Annotated in this window: 20 protein-coding genes; 11 read left to right on the top strand and 9 right to left on the bottom strand. The window is 68.7% G+C overall.

What is annotated here, in order from left to right:
• Nucleotides 1–380: 380 nt before the first annotated feature.
• The gene (locus IEX84_RS13885; RefSeq protein ID WP_188873155.1) at nucleotides 381–695 is read right to left on the bottom strand and encodes a non-histone chromosomal MC1 family protein; all 315 of its coding nucleotides are present in this window, start codon (nucleotides 693–695) and stop codon (nucleotides 381–383) included.
• Nucleotides 696–847: 152 nt separating this feature from the next.
• On the opposite strand from IEX84_RS13885, the gene IEX84_RS13890 reads away from it, so the two are divergent.
• Together IEX84_RS13890 and IEX84_RS13895 are read left to right on the top strand one after the other, a co-directional pair.
• The gene (locus IEX84_RS13890; protein WP_020221522.1) at nucleotides 848–1045 is read left to right on the top strand and encodes an AbrB/MazE/SpoVT family DNA-binding domain-containing protein; all 198 of its coding nucleotides are present in this window, start codon (nucleotides 848–850) and stop codon (nucleotides 1043–1045) included.
• A gap of 8 nt (nucleotides 1046–1053) precedes the next feature.
• Complete coding sequence (locus IEX84_RS13895) at nucleotides 1054–2103, top strand: quinone-dependent dihydroorotate dehydrogenase (RefSeq protein ID WP_188873156.1); 1050 nt, start codon at nucleotides 1054–1056, stop codon at nucleotides 2101–2103.
• A 122-nt stretch (nucleotides 2104–2225) separates the two neighbouring features.
• Here the strand turns inward: IEX84_RS13895 and pheT are convergent, their stop codons facing one another.
• The 3 genes from pheT to IEX84_RS13910 all read right to left on the bottom strand — a co-directional run bounded on the left by pheT (nucleotide 2226) and on the right by IEX84_RS13910 (nucleotide 6849).
• Nucleotides 2226–3989, bottom strand: coding sequence for a phenylalanine--tRNA ligase subunit beta (gene pheT, locus IEX84_RS13900; RefSeq protein WP_188873157.1), 1764 nt, complete (start codon nucleotides 3987–3989; stop codon nucleotides 2226–2228).
• Nucleotides 3989–5494, bottom strand: a complete 1506-nt coding sequence (gene pheS / locus IEX84_RS13905) for a phenylalanine--tRNA ligase subunit alpha (protein WP_188873158.1) — start codon at nucleotides 5492–5494, stop codon at nucleotides 3989–3991. The genes pheT and pheS overlap by 1 nt, the downstream gene beginning before the upstream one ends.
• A gap of 170 nt (nucleotides 5495–5664) precedes the next feature.
• Nucleotides 5665–6849 carry an aspartate kinase gene (locus IEX84_RS13910; RefSeq protein WP_188873159.1) on the bottom strand — a complete coding sequence of 395 codons (1185 nt, stop codon included), beginning with the start codon at nucleotides 6847–6849 and terminating at the stop codon, nucleotides 5665–5667.
• A gap of 135 nt (nucleotides 6850–6984) precedes the next feature.
• Here IEX84_RS13910 and IEX84_RS13915 point away from each other — a divergent pair, with 135 nt between their 5' ends.
• A complete protein-coding gene (locus IEX84_RS13915; RefSeq protein ID WP_188873160.1) occupies nucleotides 6985–7416 on the top strand; it encodes a hypothetical protein in 432 nt (143 codons plus the stop codon).
• A gap of 118 nt (nucleotides 7417–7534) precedes the next feature.
• On the opposite strand, the gene IEX84_RS13920 is transcribed toward IEX84_RS13915, so the two are convergent.
• The gene (locus IEX84_RS13920; RefSeq protein ID WP_188873161.1) at nucleotides 7535–9193 is read right to left on the bottom strand and encodes a DNA-directed DNA polymerase II small subunit; all 1659 of its coding nucleotides are present in this window, start codon (nucleotides 9191–9193) and stop codon (nucleotides 7535–7537) included.
• 93 nt (nucleotides 9194–9286) lie between these two features.
• Between IEX84_RS13920 and IEX84_RS13925 the strand changes: the two genes are divergently transcribed.
• Entirely contained in the window at nucleotides 9287–10027 is a 741-nt protein-coding gene (locus IEX84_RS13925) for a S24/S26 family peptidase (RefSeq protein ID WP_188873162.1), read from the top strand.
• A 135-nt stretch (nucleotides 10028–10162) separates the two neighbouring features.
• Here the strand turns inward: IEX84_RS13925 and IEX84_RS13930 are convergent, their stop codons facing one another.
• On the bottom strand, nucleotides 10163–11632 hold the full coding sequence (locus tag IEX84_RS13930; RefSeq protein WP_188873163.1) for a Cdc6/Cdc18 family protein: 1470 nt from the start codon (nucleotides 11630–11632) through the stop codon (nucleotides 10163–10165).
• Between the two features lie 928 nt (nucleotides 11633–12560).
• On the opposite strand from IEX84_RS13930, the gene IEX84_RS13935 reads away from it, so the two are divergent.
• The 5 genes from IEX84_RS13935 (at nucleotide 12561) to IEX84_RS13955 (ending at nucleotide 16445) form a co-directional block, all read left to right on the top strand.
• Nucleotides 12561–13208, top strand: a complete 648-nt coding sequence (locus tag IEX84_RS13935) for an Era-like GTP-binding protein (protein ID WP_188873164.1) — start codon at nucleotides 12561–12563, stop codon at nucleotides 13206–13208.
• Between the two features lie 6 nt (nucleotides 13209–13214).
• A complete protein-coding gene (locus IEX84_RS13940; RefSeq protein WP_188873165.1) occupies nucleotides 13215–13604 on the top strand; it encodes a DUF2073 domain-containing protein in 390 nt (129 codons plus the stop codon).
• A 1-nt stretch (nucleotide 13605) separates the two neighbouring features.
• The gene (locus tag IEX84_RS13945) at nucleotides 13606–14331 is read left to right on the top strand and encodes a Zn-ribbon domain-containing protein (protein WP_188873166.1); all 726 of its coding nucleotides are present in this window, start codon (nucleotides 13606–13608) and stop codon (nucleotides 14329–14331) included.
• Between the two features lie 167 nt (nucleotides 14332–14498).
• Nucleotides 14499–15491 (top strand): bile acid:sodium symporter family protein, encoded by a 993-nt coding sequence (locus tag IEX84_RS13950; protein WP_188873167.1) that lies wholly within the window; start codon nucleotides 14499–14501, stop codon nucleotides 15489–15491.
• Nucleotides 15492–15668: 177 nt separating this feature from the next.
• Nucleotides 15669–16445, top strand: coding sequence for a DUF7089 family protein (locus IEX84_RS13955; RefSeq protein ID WP_188873168.1), 777 nt, complete (start codon nucleotides 15669–15671; stop codon nucleotides 16443–16445).
• 141 nt (nucleotides 16446–16586) lie between these two features.
• Here IEX84_RS13955 and IEX84_RS13960 read toward each other — a convergent pair whose 3' ends face one another.
• The 3 genes from IEX84_RS13960 to IEX84_RS13970 form a co-directional block, all read right to left on the bottom strand.
• Nucleotides 16587–17165: a DUF7090 family protein gene (locus tag IEX84_RS13960; RefSeq protein ID WP_188873169.1), complete on the bottom strand. Its 579-nt coding sequence runs from the start codon at nucleotides 17163–17165 to the stop codon at nucleotides 16587–16589.
• A 138-nt stretch (nucleotides 17166–17303) separates the two neighbouring features.
• A complete protein-coding gene (locus IEX84_RS13965) occupies nucleotides 17304–17741 on the bottom strand; it encodes a DUF2391 domain-containing protein (protein WP_188873170.1) in 438 nt (145 codons plus the stop codon).
• A gap of 99 nt (nucleotides 17742–17840) precedes the next feature.
• Nucleotides 17841–19130 (bottom strand): cytosine deaminase, encoded by a 1290-nt coding sequence (locus IEX84_RS13970; RefSeq protein ID WP_188873171.1) that lies wholly within the window; start codon nucleotides 19128–19130, stop codon nucleotides 17841–17843.
• Nucleotides 19131–19246: 116 nt separating this feature from the next.
• Between IEX84_RS13970 and codB the strand changes: the two genes are divergently transcribed.
• Both codB and IEX84_RS13980 read left to right on the top strand, forming a co-directional pair.
• Nucleotides 19247–20647 carry a cytosine permease gene (codB, locus tag IEX84_RS13975; RefSeq protein WP_188873172.1) on the top strand — a complete coding sequence of 467 codons (1401 nt, stop codon included), beginning with the start codon at nucleotides 19247–19249 and terminating at the stop codon, nucleotides 20645–20647.
• A 166-nt stretch (nucleotides 20648–20813) separates the two neighbouring features.
• Nucleotides 20814–21491 (top strand): class I SAM-dependent methyltransferase, encoded by a 678-nt coding sequence (locus IEX84_RS13980; protein ID WP_188873173.1) that lies wholly within the window; start codon nucleotides 20814–20816, stop codon nucleotides 21489–21491.
• Nucleotides 21492–21493: the final 2 nt, after the last annotated feature.

Raw genomic sequence — 21493 nt, forward strand, 5'->3', positions numbered from 1 at the left:
TCCAAGACGACGTTCGTATTCCCACCAAATCTCCCCGGACACTTAACCCCCTCGAACCACACTCGCTCGAAGCGAGTCGCGTCGTGGAGGGATGTCCGCGACGACCGGTGGGCGTTCGTCGGTGGCTCCGGGTGAACCGGGCCACGTCACGTCGTTCGCATTCATTCAGAATGCCGGGGTACATAAAAGCCCGTCGAACCGACCCCCTCTGCGTCACGGCGAATCACGGTACGGTGGGACGAGCGAGAGAACGGCGATGCGACACGGGCGGAGGCCGACCGGTCATCCCACGCGGACGTGCGTGCGGTCTGGTCGGGTGGTACCCGTGCACGCCACGCTACGTGACGAAGTGAAATGAACACCGAGGGTCTCGGTTTCTGTTACCGGGATTCGAGATGTTCGATACCTTGCTTCGCGACGTTCGCCTGCGTTATCTCGGCGGGCATCCAGTCGGGCTTGTCGTCGGGAGAGTTGGACTCCCACGCCCACGCCTCGTAGACGTGGACCTTGTCGGTCCCCTTCTCCCGGAGCCGAATCTCGGATCGGGGCGCGGCGTCCTCGCTCTCGCCGACCGACTCGAGTCGCCGGGCGGCCTTGAGCGCGGCCTGTCGGGGTGTACTACCGCTGAACACGCTGTCCTCGGTGCCGTCCGTATCGCGGAGTGCGAAGTTCCGCTTGCCGTCCTCGCGTACCATGACCTTGCAACCATGGCAACAATACGCAGACTCAGTGATAAACGTACCGCCGGAATCGGCCGACTGCACGCCCGAACGCCGGGAGTGGTGCACTCACGACTCGAAAGGGCTTAAGTAACAGCTACACCGAAGGTAGTCGTAGGTTAGACCTGATGGTCCGCAAGAAGAAGCTCAGCCCGAGTGGCGCGAAAGGCGAGGACGGCGAGTACCACAACGCCCACGTCAACCTCCACGAGGACGAACTCGCCGTCGCCGGGCTCGACATCGGCGACGAGGTGTTCGTTCGCGTGCGCGAGGACAAGATCATCATCCAGAAGGCCGACCCCGACGAGGTCGAGCACGACTTCTGAGACGGGGCATGTACCGAACCCTCAAGCCGCTGCTGTTCCAGTTGCCCGCGGAGACAGCGCACGGCGCGATTCACACCGTCCTGCGCGGCGTCGAGTCGGTCCCGCCGGCGCGCGCGGCACTCGACCGACGGTACGGCGTCGACGACGACCGCCTCCGCGTGCGCGCGTTCGACAACGAGTTCCCGAACCCGGTCGGCGTCGCCGCGGGGTTCGACAAGAACGCACACGTCCCGCGGAGCCTCGCGGCGCTCGGGTTCGGCCACCTCGAAGTCGGGGGCGTCACGGCGGAGCGCCAGCCGGGCAACCCCAAACCGCGGATGTTCCGACTCCCGGAGGACCGCGCGATAATCAACCGGATGGGGTTCAACAACGACGGGGCGGACGAGATCGGCGCGCGGCTCGACGCGACCCCGCTCCCGGACGTTCCGGTCGGCGTCAACATCGGGAAGTCGAAGTCAACGCCGCTCGACGAGGCGGCCGACGACTACCGATACACGTACGAGCGCGTCGCGGACGCGGGCGACTACTTCGTCGTGAACGTCTCCAGTCCGAACACGCCGGGCCTGCGTGACCTCCAGCACAGCGACGCGCTGCGCGAGATTCTCACGGAACTCTCGGAGGCCGGGGCGAGTCCGCTCCTCGTGAAGTTCTCCCCGGACCTCTCCCGGGACGGAATCGCCGCCGGGGTCGAGCTCGCCGAGGAACTCGACCTGGACGGCATCATCGCGGTCAACACGACGACGGAACGGGAGGGGCTCCGCCACCCGAACCGCGTCGAAGAGGGCGGGCTCTCCGGTGCGCCCCTCCGCGAGCGCGCGACGAGCACGGTCCGCTTCGTCGCGGAGCGCACCGACCTCCCCGTGGTCGGTGTCGGCGGCGTCTTCACCGCCGCGGACGCCTACGAGAAGATTCGCGCGGGCGCGAGCGTGGTGCAACTCTACACGGGGATGGTCTATCGCGGTCCCGCCATCGCCACGGACATCAACCGCGGCCTGCTCGACCTGCTGGAACGCGACGGCTTCGACTCGATCACCGAGGCCGTCGGCGCGGACCTGTAACCACACCTTTTCGCCGTCGAGTCCGTTCGGCGGATTGCTGGAGTCGAAAGCTCGGGCAGAAAGAACCGGTCGCATCGCGTGAGACGCGTTCTCCGGCGTGCGTCCCCGACGGGGAGGCCGTCCTACTCGGCGAGCGCGTCGAGGCGGAACTCGAAGGCCGCTACGGGCACTTCGAGGTCGTGCTCGACGAGCACTTCGGGGTGGAGTTCGCCGACGACGCCCGCGGATTCGCCGTCGATGACGACCTCGGCGGTCCGCCCGTCGATGAACGAGGGGTGCGTCGTGGCGGGCGTTTCGAGCTCGACGTCGAAGTCGCGCGCGATGACCTGGAGGCGGGCCTTGGCGTCCTCGTAGGAGGCGTCGTGGCGGACGACGGCCCCGGCGACAGTGCGGCGTTCGGCGACGCCGGTGTTGCTGTCGTCGCGCTCGGCGGCGAAGCCGACCTCGGCGACGTCCTGGGGGTACGCGCGGTGCGTGTTGTTTTCGAGGAGCGAGACGAGCGAGGGGAGCGCCCACGTGCGAACGATGGTGTAATCCTCGCTGTACGGTTCGGCGATAGTCGCGGGCTTCCCGCCGCCGAGGGTGTCGCTTCCGGCGTCGAGGCGCATCCGGTCGTAGTTCTCGGCTTCGTTCGTGAGGTGGAAGTTGAGGAGGTCCTGGTGACCGAGGCCGACGAGCGTCTCGCGGACGGCGCGCTCCAGGCGGGAGCGTTCGGTGCGCCCGCCGACCGTGGAGACGTCGGGGTAGCGCGGGACGAGGTCGTTGAAGCCGTACGCGCGCCCGACGTCGTCGACGACGTCGACGGGGTGGAGGACGTCCGTCCGGTAGGGCGGAACCTCGACGACGTAGTCGGTGCCCTGTTCGCCCCAGTCCTCGCTCTCGGCGCCGAGGCCGGCGCGCCCGAGGAGGTCGAGGACGTCGTCCTCGCTCAGTTCGACGCCGAGCGTGGACTCGATGCGCTCGTGGGTGACGACCTTCTCCTCGGTCTCGAAGTCGGGTTTGACGACGTCGACGTCGGGGTAGGAGACGGTGACGTCCTCGATGGTGCCACCGCGCGCGTCGAGCGCGTAGCAGATGATGTTGCACATCCGGTCGATGGTCCACTGGTCCGTCCCGGTGAGCTCGACGAAGAGGTCGCGGGAGTCCGCGGTGACCTCGGTCCGTCGGCCGTTGATGACGGGCGGGAAGCTGAAGAGCCCGAGGTCGTCGTAGATGGCGGGGTAGTGCTCGTAGTCGTCGAGGAGGTCGGCGTACTGCTCGCCGGTCGGGTGTTCGGTGAGGACCTCGGCGGGGGTGCGTTCGGCGTCGTCGTCGAGCGCGACGAAGGTGTCGCCGTCTGGCGCGACGCCCCGGTAGGTAATGGAGTTCGACGCCGCGACGGCGCTTGCGTCCGAATCGGACGCGTCGCTCGCCCGTTCGTCGACACCGCGGCCGGAGCGTCCCTTGACCATCGTGAGGTCGTGAATGCCGATGGCTCCCTTCGCGCGCTTGCGGCCCATCGTCGCGTGGAGTTTCTCCTGGAGCTGGATGAGCGATTCGAGAGCGCCGCCCGAGAGGTCGACGCCGCGGACGATGGCGCCCGTGACGTACGGCCGGTCGTCGGGGACGGAGTCGTCCACCTCGATGGTCCACTCGGCGTCGTTCGTGTCGGGGACGTAGATGCCCGAGGCGTCGCCGTACTGGTAGCGCAGCGAGCGCGCGACGCCCTCGACGCTCAGGCGGTCGAGTCGGTCGGGCGCGAACTCCAGTTGGAACTCGCCGTCCTCACTCGTCCCCTCGAACTCGAGGCCGAGCCCGAAGAGGTCGTCCTTGAGTTCGTCGTCGCTCTTCTCGTCGTGGCCGGTGAGGTCGCGGAGTTCGTCGGGGTCGACGTCGACGACGGGCATTAGTAGACCACCTCCGTGTCCCGCAGGAAGTCGATGTCGGCGAGCGTCCCGTGGACGTCGCGGATGTCCTCGAAGCCGTGCGTGAGCATCAGCAGGCGCTCAAGGGCGAGCCCCCACGCCATCACGTCGCACTCGACGCCGAGCGGTTCGAGCACCTCGGGGCGGAAGAGCCCGGAGTTCCCGATCTCGATGACCTCGCCCGTGCGCGGGTGGGTGCCGAAGAGCTCGAAGCTCGGTTCGGTGTAGGGGTTGTAGTGGGGTTTGAAGCGGACGTCCTCGATGCCGAACTGACTGTAGAACTCGGTGAAGGTCCCCATGAGGTCCCGGACGGAGAGGTCCTCGGCCATCACCCATCCCTCTATCTGGAAGAACTCGAGGAGGTGCGTGGCGTCGAGCGTGTCGTTCCGGTAGACCTTCTCGACGCTGAAGTAGCGTTGTGGGGGTTCGAGGTCGCCGACCTGGTGGCCGGAGAGGTAACGCATCGAGAGGGACGTGGTGTGCCCGCGGAGGTCGACGCCGCGGGCCATCTCCTCGGTCCACGGGGAGTGGTAGCCGTCGCCGTCGTCGCCGACGCCCTCGCGGTGGGCGGACTCGACGCGCTCCAAGAGGTCCGCGGGGAGGTCGTCGACCTCGCTGGGTTCGCTGAGCGCGAACTGGTCCCAGTGGGTTCGCGCGGGGTGGTCCTGGGGCATGAACAGCGCGTCGTTGATCCAGAACTCGGAGTCGGCGTGCGGGCCCTCCATCTCCTCGAAGCCCATCCCCACGAGGACGTCCTTCACGCGTTCGGCGGTCGCGCGCAGGACGTGGGTCTTGCCGCTACTCGGCGTCTCGGCGTCGGCCTCGACGTTGTAGTCGGCGAACTCGACGTCCTCCCACTCGCCGCTGGCGAGCATCTCCGGCGTGAGTTGGCCGACGGCCTCGGTGGCTTCCACGCCGGCCATCAGCGCGTCGACGCCGTCGTCGGTGAGCGTGACGGAGCGGACGGTCCGCTCGTGGACGACGACGAGGTCGCGGCGTTCGAGCGTCTCGCGGACGTCGTCGTCGACCGTGTCGTCGGCGGCGACCCGGTCGAGCGCCGCGGCCTCGGGGTCGCTCTCGGGGTCGGCGTCGGGGTCCGCGGAGAGGTCGCCGGAGGCGATTTCGCCGTACCCCTTCCGGGCGTAGTTCGAGAGCGCGATGTCGACCTCGGGACCCTCCAGGTCCGCGTCGCCGAGCACCGCGCCCATGCTCACGGGCGCTTCGTCCGCGCCGGCCTCGCGGGCGGCGAGGTAGAGGCGGACCTCGGGAAGGCCCATATGGCGATAGCGCTCGCCCTCCTCGGTGAGTTCGACGTCGGCGACGGTGTCCTCGGTGACGGTGACGAGGCCGCGCTCTTCGAGGTCGAAGGCGGCTCCCGTGACCGTCTCCGGTTTCTGTCCGGTCGCGGACGCGAGCTCCGCGATGGGCGTCGGTTCGTCTGCGCTCGCGGCTTCGAGGACCGAGAGCTCGCGTTGCGGGAGTTCCATTGGTTCGTGTGGCGTCCGGTAGCCGGATAGCTATTGCGAAGGTCGCGCGACGTCGCGGGCGGCGGTGTCCATCCCGGAGCCTTCGGGTGCGACGACGGCGGGCCGGAGAGAGAAAGCGAGCTCGAACCGGACGGAAGCGAGAACGGAGCGGAGGCGAGGTGGGAGCGCGTTCAGCCCTCGAAGTGTTCCTGGACGGCGTCGAGGGCGCGCTCGCGGTCGTCCCAGCCGACGAAGACGGCGACGCTCGTCGCGGACGTGATGACGTCGTGGAGCGAGATACCGGCGTCGGCGATGGGGTTGACGATGTCGCGGATGACGCCCGGCCGGGAGGGGAGGTCCCCGCCGAGGATGCGGATACCGGCGACGTCGTCCGTGACGGTGACGCTGGAGAGAGTGTCCTCGGCGACGACCTCGCGGTGGAGGATGGTCTCGGCGCGCTCGTCGACGTCGGCGTCGACGTAGAAGGAGATGGAGTCCATCCCGGAGGCGACGCCGTCGACGTTGATGCCGGCCTCGGAGAGGGCGTTCGAGAGGCGCGCGAGGATGCCCGGGCTGTTCCGGATGGCGCGCCCGGCGACGGTGATGCAAGCGAGCGGTTCGTCGCGCATGTCGATGATGTTCTCGAACTCGCCCTCGATGTTCGTCCCGCCCGTCAGGAGGTTCGAGTGCTGGTAGTGGATGACGCGGACGTCGAGGTCGGCGTCCTTGTACGTGAGCGCGGAGGGCGCGACGACCTCGGCGCCGCGGAAGGAGAGGTTCCGGAGTTCGTCGACGGTGATCTCGCCGACGTTCCGCGCGCCCTCGACGACGTGGGGGTCGCCCGTCATGATTCCCTCGACGTCGGTAACGATGACGACCTCGTCGGCGTCCATGTAGCGCCCGAGCATCACGGCGGAGGTATCGCTGCCGCCGCGACCGAGGGTCGTGACGTTCCCGTCGTGGTCCTGCGCGAGGAAGCCGGTGATGACCGGGACGACGCCGTCCATCTGCGCCGCGAGTTCCTGGGCGCGCTTTCGGGTCTCCTCGACGTCGACCTCGCCGCGCTCGTTCGTGATGACGGGCCAGTCGGGGTGGCCGGGTTCGAGGAAGACCGCGTCGATGTCGCGGGCGGTGAGCGCGGCCTTCAGCATCCGGACGGACGTCCGTTCGCCCATCGAGACGATTTCGGCGCGGTCGTCCTCCTCCGCGTCGAACGTGATGTCGTCGAGGAGGTCGTCGGTCGTCGAGCCCATCGCGGAGGCGACGACGGCGATCTGATGGCCCTCGCGGACGGCGTTGGCGATGGAGTCCGCGGCCCGGTCGATGCGCTCGCCGGAGCCGAGACTGGTGCCGCCGAACTTCGCCACTACGCGCATCGGTATCCCCCGACGCCAGTCGTGTTACACGCAATCATGGACACGCGTAGCAACGGCGGGGGGATAACCCTGTCTATCCGGGAGACGGGGTCCCGTGTGTCGATTTTTAGTGTACGCGCGTACAAGCACGCGGATATGAGTCAGCCCACCGTTCGGGACGCCCACGACGGCGACGTCGACGCCCTCGCGGCCCTCGCCGGCATCGAAACCGGCGCGGCGGAGCGGCTCGTCCGGGACCGACGGGTCGCCGTCGCCGAGCGCGCGGACGACGCCGAGGGGGAGGCGGACGGACCCGAAGTCGTCGGCGTCCTCGCCTACGAGGTCAGCGGCGACGCGGTCCACGTCACGCGGCTCGCGGGCGAGACGCCGGCGGTCGCGGCGCTCCTCGACGAACCGGTCGCCTTCGCGCGCGCGGAGAACATGGTCGTCGAGGCACTCGTTCCCGAATCCGCCGACGGCGCGCTCGACGCGGTGACGAACGCCGGGTTCGAGGCCGTCGGTGACGGGCCGCGTTTCGCCGGGGAGCGGACGACACGCTACCGGCTCGCGGTGGACGAGAACGACTAGCAACCCCCACCGTTTCGGGTGGAGAACACGGGACGGAACGCGGATACTCGTCGAGTGGAACGTCCCGAACGGATGGTCGAGCGAGCGCCGGCGGTCGCACGCGAGGAAAGTCGACCGCTCAGAACATCCGAACGGTGATGTCGAGGGTATCGAGGTCGAGTATCGGCGCGGTGCCGACGTCGGGATCGATGTTGACGGATTGCTGGAAGGCGGTCTGCTCCTGCCAACTCCCCGAATTTATCAGTTTGACGTTGTGGTACTCGCCGATGCCGAGTTTGTGGACGTGGCCGGTGTGGAAGACGTCGGGGACGTCGTCGATGACGAGGTAGTCCTTCTCCTCGGGGGCGACGCGCATCCGGCCGCCGTACTGCGGGGCGACGTGGCGTTTCTTCAGGAGTTGGGCCATCGCGTTGTGCGGGGCGTCGTAGGAGACCGACTCGTCGCCGTGTTCGGCGATGACCTCATCAAGGCTGACGCCGTGGTACATGAGGACGTCGACGCCCTCGACGGTGACCGTCGCGGGGTTGCCGACGATACGCGCGTCGTGGGCGGACATGATGTCGCGGAGGGTCTCGTCGAATCCGGGTTGGGGTTCGGCGAGGCGGACGGCGTCGTGGTTCCCCGGAATCATGACGATCTCCATGTCGCCCGGGACGTCCTTCAGGCGCTCCGAGAACGCGCGGTACTGCTCGTAGACGTCGACGATGTCGAGTTCCTCGTCCTGGTCGGGATAGACGCCGACGCCCTCGACCATGTCGCCACCCACCAGGAGGTACTCGACCGGGTCGGCTTCGGGGGTGTGGAGCCAGTCGGCGAAGGCGTCCCAGCGCTCGCCCGCGAACTCCTGGCTGCCGACGTGGACGTCGGAGACGAGCGCTGCCTGCACGTGTCTATCGGCGGTACTCGGGCGGTAGGTCCGGGGGACGTCGGGGAAGTGGACGCTGTCCGCGAAGAGGATACCGCCGTCGTCGGCGAGCGTCCCCTCGATTGCGATGACCTCGTCGAGGAGGAGTTCGTCGACGACGTCCGCCCAGTCGCGGTCCTTCATGACGAGCGCGGGGAAGGTTCCGTTCGTGTCCTCGAGCTCGATGAGCCAGTGACCGCTCGCGGTCGAGCGGATGTCGTTCACCATCCCGACGATGGCGGCGTCGCTCCCGCCGGGCATCGTGTCGAGCGCGTCCGTCGGACGGTGGTTGACGCGCCCGCGGAGCTTCTTCGAGAGACGCTCGTATCGGTCTCGAAAGACGCTCACGAAGTCGCCGTACTCGCCAGCCCCCGTCGAGTGGCCGGTGACGTCGCCGGCGACCTCGGGCGGCGTCGGGGAGCGGCCGTCGTGCGTCGTCGTCTCGTCCGCACGGTTCGTCGCGTCCGCACGGTCCGAGTCGCGCGTCGTCTCGTCACGGGCGGGGGTGTCGGACGCGCCCGCGGAGGCCGTCCCGTCCCGCGTGTCGTCACGCGCCCCGGTTTCGGGTGCGGCGGGGGCGTCCGGCAACTCCGCGCTCCCCACCGTTTCGGATGCGTGGGCGGCCGCGCCGCCGTCGGTGCTGGCGGCGTCGGGGTCGGCGGCCCGCGCGGACGTCCGCGAGCCGTCATCGAGGGTATCGCGGACGTCCGCGGCGGTGAGCGTGAGGGCGTCGTCGCCCGCGGCGTCGACGACGCGTTCGACGGCCGCGTCCGGGTCGGGCGTATCGGCGATGAGCGTCACGGCGTCGCGCTCGGCGTTGTAGCCGCGGCTCGCGAGTTCGCGGACCACCCGGACGGGCGTCGAGTCGGGCACGATACGACCAGCACGCCGCCCGCGCGCAAAAGGACTGCGGAACCCGTCGTCGAGTGGGAAGCTTGAAACGCGGTTCGGCCGTAGCGGCCCGTAATGGCGGACGACGTCCCCGACCCACGCGACGGCCCGTTGGCGGCGCTCCGGTGGTTCCGCAGAACCGACAACGAGGCCGTCCTCTTCGTGCGCGAACTCGTGAGCAGCGCGCTCGTCGTCGCCCTGGTCGGCGTCCTGCTCTTCGCCGTCAGCGGGCTCTGGCCGCCGCTCGTCGCCGTCGAGTCCGGCAGCATGACGCCCCATCTCCAGAAGGGCGACCTCGTCTTCGTCATGGAGGAACACCGCTTCGCCGGGGCCGGCGCGACCGGCACCACCGGCGTCGTCACCTATCAGAGCGGGCAGGAGACGGGGTACGCGAAGTTCGGCGAATCCGGCGACGTCGTGGTCTACGCGCCCGACGGTAACACTGGGACGACACCGATCATCCACCGGGCACGCTTCTGGGTGGCCGACGGCGAGAACTGGTACGACGAGGCGAACTCGAACTACGTCCTCGGCGCAGAGAGCTGCGAGGAGCTCAGAAACTGCCCCGCGCCGCACGCGGGGTTCATCACGAAGGGCGACTCGAATCCGGCGTACGACCAGGCGGTCGGCCTCTCTGCCCCCGTCCGGCCCGACTGGGTCCGAGGGACCGCCGAGTTCCACATCCCGTGGCTCGGCTGGGTCCGCCTCGTCGTCACGGGTGATGCGGCCCTCACCACGCCGCTCGTCGCGGGCGACGCGGCGGCGTCGAGTGGCGCGCCGATGTCCGCGGGCGGAGCGTCCGCCGCGCCGGCGTAGCGGACGCGGCGAGGACGGCCGGCGTCGGTGGCGAGGCGAGTGCCACCGTCGCCGGTCGAGAGAGGGACGGACCCCTTCGTTTCCGATGGAACACCGGGGCGAGCTACCGCGACGGGGCGTGAGTCGGGTGGCGGCTCAGTTGTCGAAGCGGGCCTGAACGAACGGCGTGACGTTCTCGATGTCGCCGAGCCGGGAGTCCGCCTGGAGGACGGCTTCCGTCTCGTCGATGGGGACGGAGAGGTTGATCTCCTTCGTCCGCCCGTAGCGCCCCTTCGAGACGACGACGGCGTTCACGATACCGAGCATGTCGAGTTCGCTGATGAGGTCGGTGACGCGGCGTTGGGTGAGCACGTCCGCGTCGATCTCGTCGCAGAGCGTCTTGTAGATGTTGTAGACCTCGCCCGTGTTGATGTTGTGGACGCCGTGTTTCTCCAGCATCATGATGGCGAAGAGGACGAGCTTCGACTGTGTCGGGAGCGTCCTGACGACCTCGACGACGCGGTCGAGTTCTATCTTGTCCTGCGCGCGCCGGACGTGCTCTTCCGTGACGACGTCGGCCTGGTCGCGCTCGGCGAGTTCGCCCGCGGTGCGCAGGAGGTCGAGCGCGCGCCGGGCGTCGCCGTGCTCCTGGGCGGCGAACGCCGCACAGAGCGGGATGACGTCCTCCGAGAGCGCGTCGGCCTTGAACGCGTCCGTCGAGCGGTGCTGGAGGATGTCGCGCAGTTGGTTCGCGTCGTACGGCGGGAAGACGATCTCCTCCTCGCCCAGACTCGACTTCACGCGCGGGTCGAGGAAGTCGGTGAACTTCAGGTCGTTCGAGATACCGATGATGGACACCCGGGAGTTGTCGAGCTCGGAGTTCATCCGCGAGAGATTGTAGAGAGTGTCGTCGCCGGACTTCTCGACGAGTTTGTCGATCTCGTCGAGCATGATGACGGCCACCCGCTCGACGTAGTCGACGGCGTCGAAGAAGACGGAGTAGACGCGGTCGGTCGGCCACCCCGTCATCGGGACCTCCTCCATGTCCTCGAGGTCGCGCTCGAACTCCTCGATGCGACGCTCGACGTCGCGGGTATCGGCGAACTCGGTGTCCGTAAGCGCGTTCGCGTCGTCGTCGGCCTCCGAGAGCAGGTCTTCGAGTTCGCGCACGCGCCCGCGTGCGTACTCGCGGTTCTGCTCGATGAAGGTGTTCGCCAGTTGCGCGAGGACGCGATACTGGGTGTCCGTCACCTCGCAGTTGATGTACTCGACCTCGCAGGGGACGTCGTACTTCCGGGAGGTGTTCTCCAGCTCCTGGCTGACGTATTTCGCGGAGGCGGTCTTTCCCGTCCCCGTCTTCCCGTAGATGAGGATGTTCGATGGGGTCTCCCCACGGAGGGCGGCGACGAGGATCGTCGCCATGTTGTTGATCTGTTCGTTTCGGTGGGGGAGCTCGTGAGGCGTGTACGAGGGCCTGAGGACCTCCTTGTTCTCGAAGATGGGCTCACCGCTGAGCAAGTCGTCGAAGAGTCCCCCCTCGTCCTCCTCGTCGTCGAGGACGTCGTCGAGTTCGACGTCGAAATCCCTGTTCGCCGTCCGCCGTCCGTCCGGTTCGTCGTCCGTCATCCTATCACGTACACCCCTTCGTTTCAGGTGGAAATCGACGGACTCGGCGTCTATACCGCCCCGATCACCGACGTTGCCGCCTCACGTTCGAGACCGGTCCGTCCAGTTGATGCAGATGAAACAAACGAAGCCGTCCGGACAAAAGGGTTTCGATGAATGTGATATGCCGTGGGTCGCCCACCACCATCGCGAGCTCGACCGCCGGTGAGTGTCGACGGAGAACTGTGTCGGTGGAGAGAAGACGGAATATGATGTCGGGTCGACGACTCACCACACGACCGCAGCTATCGGACCTGCCACCGGGGGCCGACGACCGGCGGAAGTGACGGAGTCTCCAGACGAAAGAGAGGTTTATATATCGCTAAAGATGAGGTAAGATTGTGGGTGTCGTGACTGGACTGGTCCCGACAGGTGTTCGCGCCGACGATTACGGCGGTTTCTCGGTTAGTCGCCGAGCGTCGTTTTCCACCCGAAATGGAGGGGGTTGCCCGCAAACAGGGGCAAACCCCCCCACCCCTTCGTTTCTACTGGAACGGGACTAAGGAGGGATGGGGGACACGGCGAGGGGCCGTCTAGAAAGACGAAGAGCTAAGTAGGAGTCCGGAAAACCATACCCCTACTCCAAGAGCAGCAGTATATTTCGGGGGTGGAGTGGGGTTATCTTATCGTGCTGTGTTCGTGAACTGCCCTGTCCCTCCCCACCCCCTCCCCCTTCGTTCGCCATCTCCACCCGAAACGAAGGGGTGGGGGGCATCCCTGTCGGACGGCTCACCGTGGTCCTACCATCGATTCCGGCCCGACCGACCCCGTGTCTGACGTAGCTTTAAGCCGAGTCACGGGGTTGGTACGGGTACCACGGGCACTCACGGGGTCGATACTGCGTCAACTATTCCCGTCTGGGCGCTCGTACCGTAATCAGAGAAAGAGGATGGGACTGTTCGCAGACCTCAGGGACAGCATCTCGGCGGTCACGGCGAAGCTGTTCGCCGGCGAGAGCGAGGACCCGAAGCGTATCGGCATCTACGGCCCGCCGAACGCCGGGAAGACCACGCTCGCCAACCGCATCGCCCGCGACTGGACCGGCGACGCCGTCGGGCCCGAGAGCCATATCCCCCACGAGACACGACGCGCGCGGCGCAAGGAGAACGTCGAGATCGAACGTGACGGCCACACGGTCTCCATCGACATCGTCGACACCCCCGGTGTGACGACGAAGGTCGACTACGAGGAGTTCCTCGATCACGACATGGAGAAAGACGAGGCCGTTCGGCGCTCCCGGGAGGCCACCGAGGGCGTCGCGGAGGCCATGCACTGGCTCCGAGAGGACGTCGACGGCGTCATCTACGTCCTCGACTCGACGACCGATCCGTTCACGCAGGTGAACACGATGCTCATCGGCATCATCGAGAGCCGCGACCTGCCGGTGCTCATCCTCGCCAACAAGACGGACCTCGAGGATTCGAACGTCCAGCGCATCCGCAACGCCTTCCCGCAGCACGAGACCATCGAACTCTCCGCGCTCGAAGGCGAGAACATGGACGAGGTCTACGACCGGATCGCGGAGAAGTTCGGGTGACTCCGGATGGTTGAACAGGAACCGGAGTCGGACGACGGCGTTCAACTTGATCTCATCAGCGCCGAGCGCATGGAGAACAAGACCTCCATGGAGAAGATACGGATGATCCTCGACTCCGTCCACGACGGCGACATCGTCGTCCTGGAGAAGGGGCTCACCCCGGACGAGGAGTCGAAGCTCATCGAGGTGACGATGACCGAAATCAACCCCGACGGCTTCACCGGGATCGAAATCGAGTCCTTCCCGCGCAGCGAGACGAAGGAGTCCGGTCTCCTCGGTCGGATCATGGGGAAGGACGAGGACCCGGCGAAGCTCACGGTCATCGGGCCGGCGAACCAGATTCAGTCGCTCCACAAGGACGAGACGCTGATCAGCGCGCTCCTCAAGAGGAAGTAGGATGCCCCACCAGTGCACGAACTGCGGGCACACGTTCGCCGACGGCTCGAAGGAGATGCTCTCGGGGTGTCCCGAGTGCGGCGGAAACAAGTTCCAGTTCCATCCCGGCGAGATTCCCGACGACGCGCCGGACGACGGGACCGAGGAGCCACCGGAGCGGCCCGACACCGGCGTCCCCTCGGCCGTCGGGAAGGCCGCGGCGACGGTCCGGGATTTCGTCCGCGACGACTCGGCCCCGACTCCGCCCCCGGACGACGCTCCCCCATCCGACGAGGCCACGCCGCGCGACGATGCGACCACGCAGGGGGGCGACGCACCCGAAACGGGGGGTGCGTCGTCAACGGGGTCGAGAGCGAGCGACGACGCGGACGGTCACGACTCGGCAGACGAGACCGCCGCGGACGCCGACGCCGACGTCGAGGACACCGCGCAGGCGTCCGCGCGCAGCGAGATGGTCACCGACGACGACCTCCCGGAGCGCCCGCCGAGCGAGGGCCGCGTCGTCAAGGAGCCGGACGCGGACGCCGACGAACCCGACATGGCGGCCCTCCGCGAGGAGCTCAACGAGCAGTTCGAGTCCATCAAGGTGCTCGCCCCCGGCCAGTACGAGCTCAACCTCATGGAGCTCTACGACCGCGAGGAGTACATCATCGCGCTCCAGGAGAACGGCCGGTACGTCATCGAAGTCCCCGAGACGTTCGCTGGCTCCGACCGCCGCGAGGAGTGACGCGCTCGCTTCGCTGACCGGCCTCCGCATCCCCTGAATCGCCCCTATCCCGCCTGAACGTCCACTTCTCGCCGCTCGAACGCCTTCGTACTTCCTGCCTCAACAGCCACGTTTTTGCCTCCCTCGTCGAAACGCGTGGTAATGTCTCACTCCCGAGGTGAGCGCGCGTGAGCGCGCTCGACTACTTGGAGACGGTCGCGTCGTACGCGAACAAGTTCTTCGTCGTCTGGGTCGTGCTCCTCGCGGGGCTCGCGCTCTACGCGCCGACGTACTTCACCCCCATCGGTGCGTACATCACGCCGCTGCTCGGGCTCATCATGCTCGGGATGGGGCTCACCCTCCTCCCGGAGGACTTCCGCCGAATCGTCGAGCGACCCCGCGACGTCGGTATCGGCGCGCTCACCCAGTGGCTCGTGATGCCCGTCGCCGCCTACGTCCTCACGCTCGTCCTCGGTCTCCCGCCGGAGCTCGCGCTCGGCGTGATCCTCGTCGGCGCCGCCCCCGGCGGCACCGCCTCGAACGTCATGACCTACCTCGGGAAGGGCGACGTTGCGCTCTCCGTCTCCATTACGACCGTGACGACGCTGACGGCCCCGGTCCTGATGCCCGCGTGGGTGCTCGCGCTCGCCGGCGAGGCAATCGACGTCACCTTCGCGTCCCTCTTCACGAGCATCGTGCAGGTCGTGTTCATCCCCGTCCTCGCCGGGTTCGCGCTGCGCTACCTCCTCGACCGGTACGCACCCCGGCTCGCCGAAATCGGCCTGACGGTCTTCCCGACGGTCTCCGTCGTGGCCATCGTCGCCATCGTCGCCGCCGTCGTCGCCGGGAACAAGGGCGTCATCCTCGGCGCCGCGGCGGCCGCAATCGCCGCCGTCGTCCTCCACAACGCCGTCGGGCTCACCGCGGGGAACCTCGTCGGTCGCGCCGCCGGGATGAGCGAGGACCGCGTGCGCGCCACGACGTTCGAGGTCGGCCTGCAGAACTCCGGGCTCGCCGTCGCGCTCGCGGCCGCACACTTCGGCGGCGGCCTCGTCGCGCTCGCGCCCGCGCTCTTCAGCGTCTGGCACAACGTCACCGGCCCGGCGCTCGCCTCCTACTTCTCCGCGCAGGACGGTGCCGCCGCGGGTGGTGAACCCGCTCGCCCCGAGAGCGCCGACTGACGCGACCCCGGAGACGCCCTCCGGTGCACCGGTCGGCACCGGAACGAACTGCCCGATTTTAAGTGCGTCCGGGGCGGACGGTCGCGTATGAGTACGGCCACCAAGATCGTCCTCACCGTCGTCGGCCTGTCCGCTATCGCGTCGCTCGCTCTCATCGTCAACGCGCTGGTCTGACGCGTGTTCGAGGAGCGTCCGCTTCGCGCCGACATCGCCGCGGTCCGTGACGCCCGTGCGCCCGACGCGCTCGTCTACGACACCGAGCGCGATTTCGAGGTGCTCCCGACGTCGGCGCTCACCGAGTTGACGATGGTCGTCGACGACGTCGAGCCGCGCGGCTACGACGCCGACTGGCTCCCCGCCGACCATCCCCGGATTCTCGACTCGCTCGTCGGCGACGACGTCGTCGTCGGCGCACCCGGCGACGGGAGCGTCGCGTGGACGACCCAGACCGACCCGCCCATCGTCCTCGTCAAACCCCGCATCGAGGGGTCACCCGACGACTTCGTCGCGTTCCTCGTCGCCGAGGCGCTCGTGCAGGTCGGTCTCGACCTCCCCGAACACTTCCTCGGGCTCTTCCGGGACGCGTACGCGGAGTTCGCGGCCGCGACGCCGACCGACCCGACGACGACGTACCAACTCGCGCTCGCCGCGTCCGACGCCTACGCCGGCCTCCACACCCGCGAGGTCTTCTCGGCGTGGGACGAGGCGGCCGAAACTGCCTCCCTCCACGACGCGTGGACGGACGCGGGCGAGCGTCTCCAACCCCGCCTCGACGGCCTCGGGCGCGCCGTCGCGAGCGGCGACACCTCGTTCACTGATGCGGCGGAACTCGCCGCCGCGGGCGTCAAGCACGGCCTCGACCTGCCCGCGCCCTTCGACGCGCTCGATGACCCCGCCTACCGCGAGCACGGCGCGCGCTACGCGGTCGCGTGGGCCGAACGCGTCTTCTCCTGACGGCTCGACTCCTTCGCTCTCGAAACGCCCCCGCTGAACGACAACGACGACGGGTCCGGGCACGGCTGTGGGTCGGTGCGAGGACGCGTGGCGGAGGAGGAGGGGCGGGCGTGCACGGGGAACCGACGGGCGAGCGGGCGCTCAGAAGTCGACGTCGAGGCTGCCGTCCTCGTGGAGGTCGAGGACGCCGTCGGCGAGTTCGCGGAAGCGTTCGATGGTCGCTTCGTCGTGGACCTCCGTCGAGACGTGGAAGAGCCCGACGGCGTCGTAGGCCTCGAGGAGTCGCGTGAGGCGTTCGAGGGCGTCGACCGCGCGCTCGTCGTCGGCGTAGTACGCGAGTTCGGTTATCGAGTCGAAACTGACCCGGCGTTTCCCCTCGTCGGCTGCGAGGAACTCCTCGGTGACCGTGAGGATGCCGTCGACGTCGTCCGGCGAGGAGACGTAGCGGATGTTCTCGGCGCTGCGCCGCGAGTAGCCCCGATCGACCGAGAGGGTGTCGAGTATCTGTGCGCGCGTCTCGTCCACGTCGTAGTGGTCGAGTTTCTGCATGACCTCGCGGGCGGTCGTTCGCGTGGAGATGACGAGGAAGCCGTCGGTGTCCGTCTTGAGGAAGTCCGTGTCGATGCGGTCCGTCTCGCCCGTGCTCGGGTGGAGGAGGAGGACGGCGGTCCCGCCGGGAATCGTCTCCGGGGCCCCGTCTATCGCCAGCCGGTAGTCCATACCGCCTACGCGTATGGCACCGACTTAGAGGTGGGTGTTCTCACACCTCCGCCCCGCGGTCCCGCCGCGCGTCGCCCCCACGGACCCCGCTTCGATACCGCGCGCCGCCGTCCACACCGTGAGCCGTGGACTCGTTCATCAAAAGACGCTGTCCGCGGTCGCGGCCCCGACCACGCTGAACACCGCGCCGACGCTCGTCGCCTTCAGGGTGAACAGGACGAGCCCGAGTCCGTCGAGGTCGAGCGCGAGGTTCGTCGCGAACGTCCGCGGGGCGCGAAACGCCACCGCGAGGATGAGCACGGCCCCGAAGGAGACGCCCATCAGCGAGACGAACCGGATCGGGACCCCGGCGACCTCGGCTTCGCGCTCCGGGTCGCGGTCGTCGTCCGCCCGGTAGAGCGCGCCGTAGCCGATGGCGGCGACGAGCGCGAGCGTCAACGCGACGTGGTACCACCGCATGTTGCTGGCGAGCACCCACACCTCCTCGGTGACGACGAACGGCCCGGCGAGCAGGAACCCCCCGACGACCTGCTGGGCGGTGTCCGCGAGCGCGTAGCGCTTACTGCGTCCGACCATACACCGCGTGACCACGCCGCCGTGAATAAACCCCCACGGCGTCGGCCCGCCGCCCGCCGGCCGGCGCTCGCGCGCGCGAAGACAAACGGAAGCTCGGCCCTACGGCCGGTCGTACGTCACGTTCCGCGTCGCTCCACCGCGCGAGACGGTGTGCGTCGCGGGGTCCGTCCGCGCGACCTCCCGCCCCCCCGAGACGACGCGGAGTCGCGCCGCCCGCGTCCGCAGGGCGTCGAACGGCGAGCGCGCGTCGTAGACGACGAGCGACCCGTCACAACCGGCGTCCAGCCCGTACTCCTCGCCGACGCCGAACACCTCCGCGTTCGCCGTCGTGAGCATCTCCCAGAGCGGGCCGACGTCGTCGTGGCCCGCCATGTGCGCGTAGTGGAGGAGGACGAACGCGGCGTCGAGCTGGTCGCCGACGCCGTAGTGGTACCACGGGTCGACGACCGAGTCGTGGCCGATTCCGACCGTCACGCCCGCCTCGCGGAGCTCGTCGATACGGGTGTGCCCGCGACGCCGCGGGTAGTCGTCGTAACTCCCCTGGAGGACGGAGTTGTCCGGTGGGTTCGTGACGACGCTCACGCCGCTCTCCGCGAGCAGGCTCACGACCTTCGCGGCGTGGGCGTTCGGGTAGGAGTGCAGCGCGGTCGCGTGACTCGCCGTCGTCCGGTCGCCGATTCCGCGCTTGAGCGCTTCGCTCGCCAACACCTCGGTGAAGCGCGACCCCGGGTCGTCCGTCTCGTCGATGTGGAGGTCGAGCGGGAGGTCGTGGCGCTCGGCGAGGTCGGCGGCCGTCTTCACGTCCCGAACGCCGTCCTCGCGGGTGTGTTCGTTGTGGGGGATGCCGCCGATGACGTCGACGCCGAGGTCGACCGCCTCGCGGAGGAGGTCCTCGTGGGCGGGGTCGGTGAAGACGCCGTCCTGGGGGAACGCCACGACCTGCAGGTCGACGGCGTCGAGCTCCTCGCGGAGTTCGCAGAGCGCCTCGACGCCCGTGAGCGTCGCCTCCGTGGTGTCCGCGTGCGTCCGGACGCGCGTGATGCCGTGACTCACGAGCCAGTCGATGGTCTCGCGGGCGCGCGCCTTCACGTCCGCCTTCGTGAGGTCGCCCTTCCGCTCCGCCCAGACGTCGATTCCTTCCGCGAGCGTCCCCGACTCGTTCCACGTCGGTTCGCCCGCCGTCAACGTCGCGTCGAGGTGGATGTGCGGTTCGATAAGCGGCGGCGTGACGAGGCGGCCGTCGGCGTCGAACGTATCCGCGTCGTCGAACGCCCCGGGGTCGACCGCGCCGGCCTCCCGCACCGCGTCGATCTGCCCGTCGCGGACCGCGACGTCGACGCGCCGGCCGTCGAGCGTCGTCGCGTCGCGCACGAGGTAGTCGTCGCTCATGGACGAACGGTCACGGTGTCCGGGGAAAAGGATGCCGTTCGCTCGCAAATCCGCCTCCCGTGTGGTGTATCGACACCGTTTACCCCGTCCGGGCGTGCCGTACGGGTAACACACCCATGGTAGACACGAACTGGCGGCGGCTACTCAGGCGCGCGGTGCTCGGCAAGGAGGGGTTGGCCGACCCGGACTGGCCGGTCGATCACGTCCCGCGGAGCGAACGCCGCGACCTCCTCAGCATCTCCGCGGTCCTCCTCGGTTTCGTCTTCTTCGCGGGGACGATGTGGTCGGGTGCGGAGGTCGGCGCGGCACTCGGGATGGAGCGGACGTTCACCGTGATGGCGGTCGGCTACGCCATCCTCGGCGTCTACGTGGCGACGCTCTGCCTCGTCGCGGCGCGCGCCGGTCTCACGACCGTCCTCCTCGCCCGCTACACGTTCGGGAGCGCGGGCGCGAAGTGGGCGGACCTCCTCCTCGGGGGCACGCAGGTCGGCTGGTTCGGCGTCACCATCCCGATGGTCGCCGGCCCGACCGCCGCCTACCTCGGCGTCACCGACCCGACGCTGGTCGCCGCGATCACGCTCCTCTGGGGCGTCCTCCACCTCTCCAGCGCCTACGTCGGATACGAGGGGATGGAGAAACTCTCCTTCGTCGCCGTCCCCGTCCTCTTCGTCGTCGGCGTCGTCTCCATCTGGCTCGCCGCGGGCGACGTCGGCGGCCTCGACGCCCTCGTGCACGTCGCCGGCGAACCCGGGACGACGATGACCTTCGGTGCGGCCGTCACCGTCGTCGTCGGCACGTTCGTCAGCGGCGGCACACAAGCCCCCAACTGGGCGCGTTTCGCCCAGAACTCCCGCGTCGCCTTCTGGGCCGGCCTCGTCGCGTTCCTCTTCGGGAACGGCTTCCTCTTCGTCAGCGGCGCGGTCGGCGGCGCGGTCTACGACGTGACGCCCGCCGGCGACCTCTACGCCGTGCTCGCCGCGCAGGGACTCGCCACCGTCGGTCTCGTCGCGCTGATACTCAACATCTGGACGACGAACGACAACTCCGCGTACGCCTTCGGCGTCGCCGGGAGCGAGGCCTTCGGCTACGACCGCAAGCGCCCCTTCGTCCTCGCGGGCGGCGTCGTCGGCATCGCGCTCGCGCTCCTCGGTGCCTCCGGCCTCCTGGTCCCCTGGCTGAACGTCCTCGGTACCTACGTCCCGCCGCTCGGCGGCGTCGTCATCGCGGACTTCCTCGTCCGCTGGCGCCTCCGCGTCCCCCGGATGGACGACGTCTCCTTCGCCGTTCTCCGGCCCGTCCCGGTCGCCGCGTACGTCCTCGGCTGTCTCGGCGCGGTCCTCACCGCCGGCTCCGTCGTCCCCGGCGTCGCCGCCCCCTCCCTCCTCCCGGGCATCCCGGCGCTGAACGGCATCGTCGTCGCCATCGTCGCCCACCTGCTCGGCCACTACGCGCTCGAACGCACCGGCATCGCGACGACCCACGACGTCGCGCCCGACGCGACGTACACGCACGAGTAGCTGCGTCGAGGGAACGCGCGGCCGACGGGGCGGCTCTGGCTCTGACGAGGAGTCCCGTCGCCGCGACTGCGGCGCACGTTCCCCCGACGCGGCTCCTCCACGAGCCCTGCCGACCGGCCACACGTGGTACCGAACGCTTTACTCGCCGAGCGCCGTCCACTCCCCCATGAGCGTCCGCGCCGAGTTCGACGAGTGGGCAGCCTCGGGCCGCGATAAGGGGATGGAGGACCGACACTGGCACACCGCGAAGCACGCGCTCGCGCGGATGCCGGTCGAGGCGGGCGACACCGTCCTCGACCTCGGGACGGGTTCGGGGTACGCCCTCCGCGCGCTCCGCGAACGCGGCGTCGGCCGGGCGTACGGCCTCGACGGGTCGCCCGAGATGGCGCGCAACGCCCGCTCCTACACCGACGACCCCGCCGTCGGCTACGTCGTCGGCGACTTCGACGACCTCCCGTTCGCGGACGACAGCGTCGACCACGTCTTCTCGATGGAGGCCTTCTACTACGCGCCCGACCCCCACCACACCCTCCGGGAGGTCGCCCGCGTCCTCCGCCCCGGCGGCACCTTCTACTGCGCGGTGAACTACTACGAGGAGAACGTCCACTCGCACGGCTGGCAGGACGGCATCGGCGTCGAGATGACGCGCTGGGACAAATCCGAGTACCGCGCGGCGTTCCGCGACGCCGGCCTCCACGTCGCCGAACAGGACACGATTCCCGACCGCGAGGTCGACATCCCCGAGGCCGACGCCTTCCCCCACGAGGGGTTCGACACCCGCGCGGACATGGTGGAGCGCTACCGGACCCTCGGGACGCTGCTCACCGTCGGCGTCGCGCCCTGAGC

Source organism: Halarchaeum rubridurum (assembly GCF_014647115.1).
Lineage (GTDB): Archaea > Halobacteriota > Halobacteria > Halobacteriales > Halobacteriaceae > Halarchaeum > Halarchaeum rubridurum.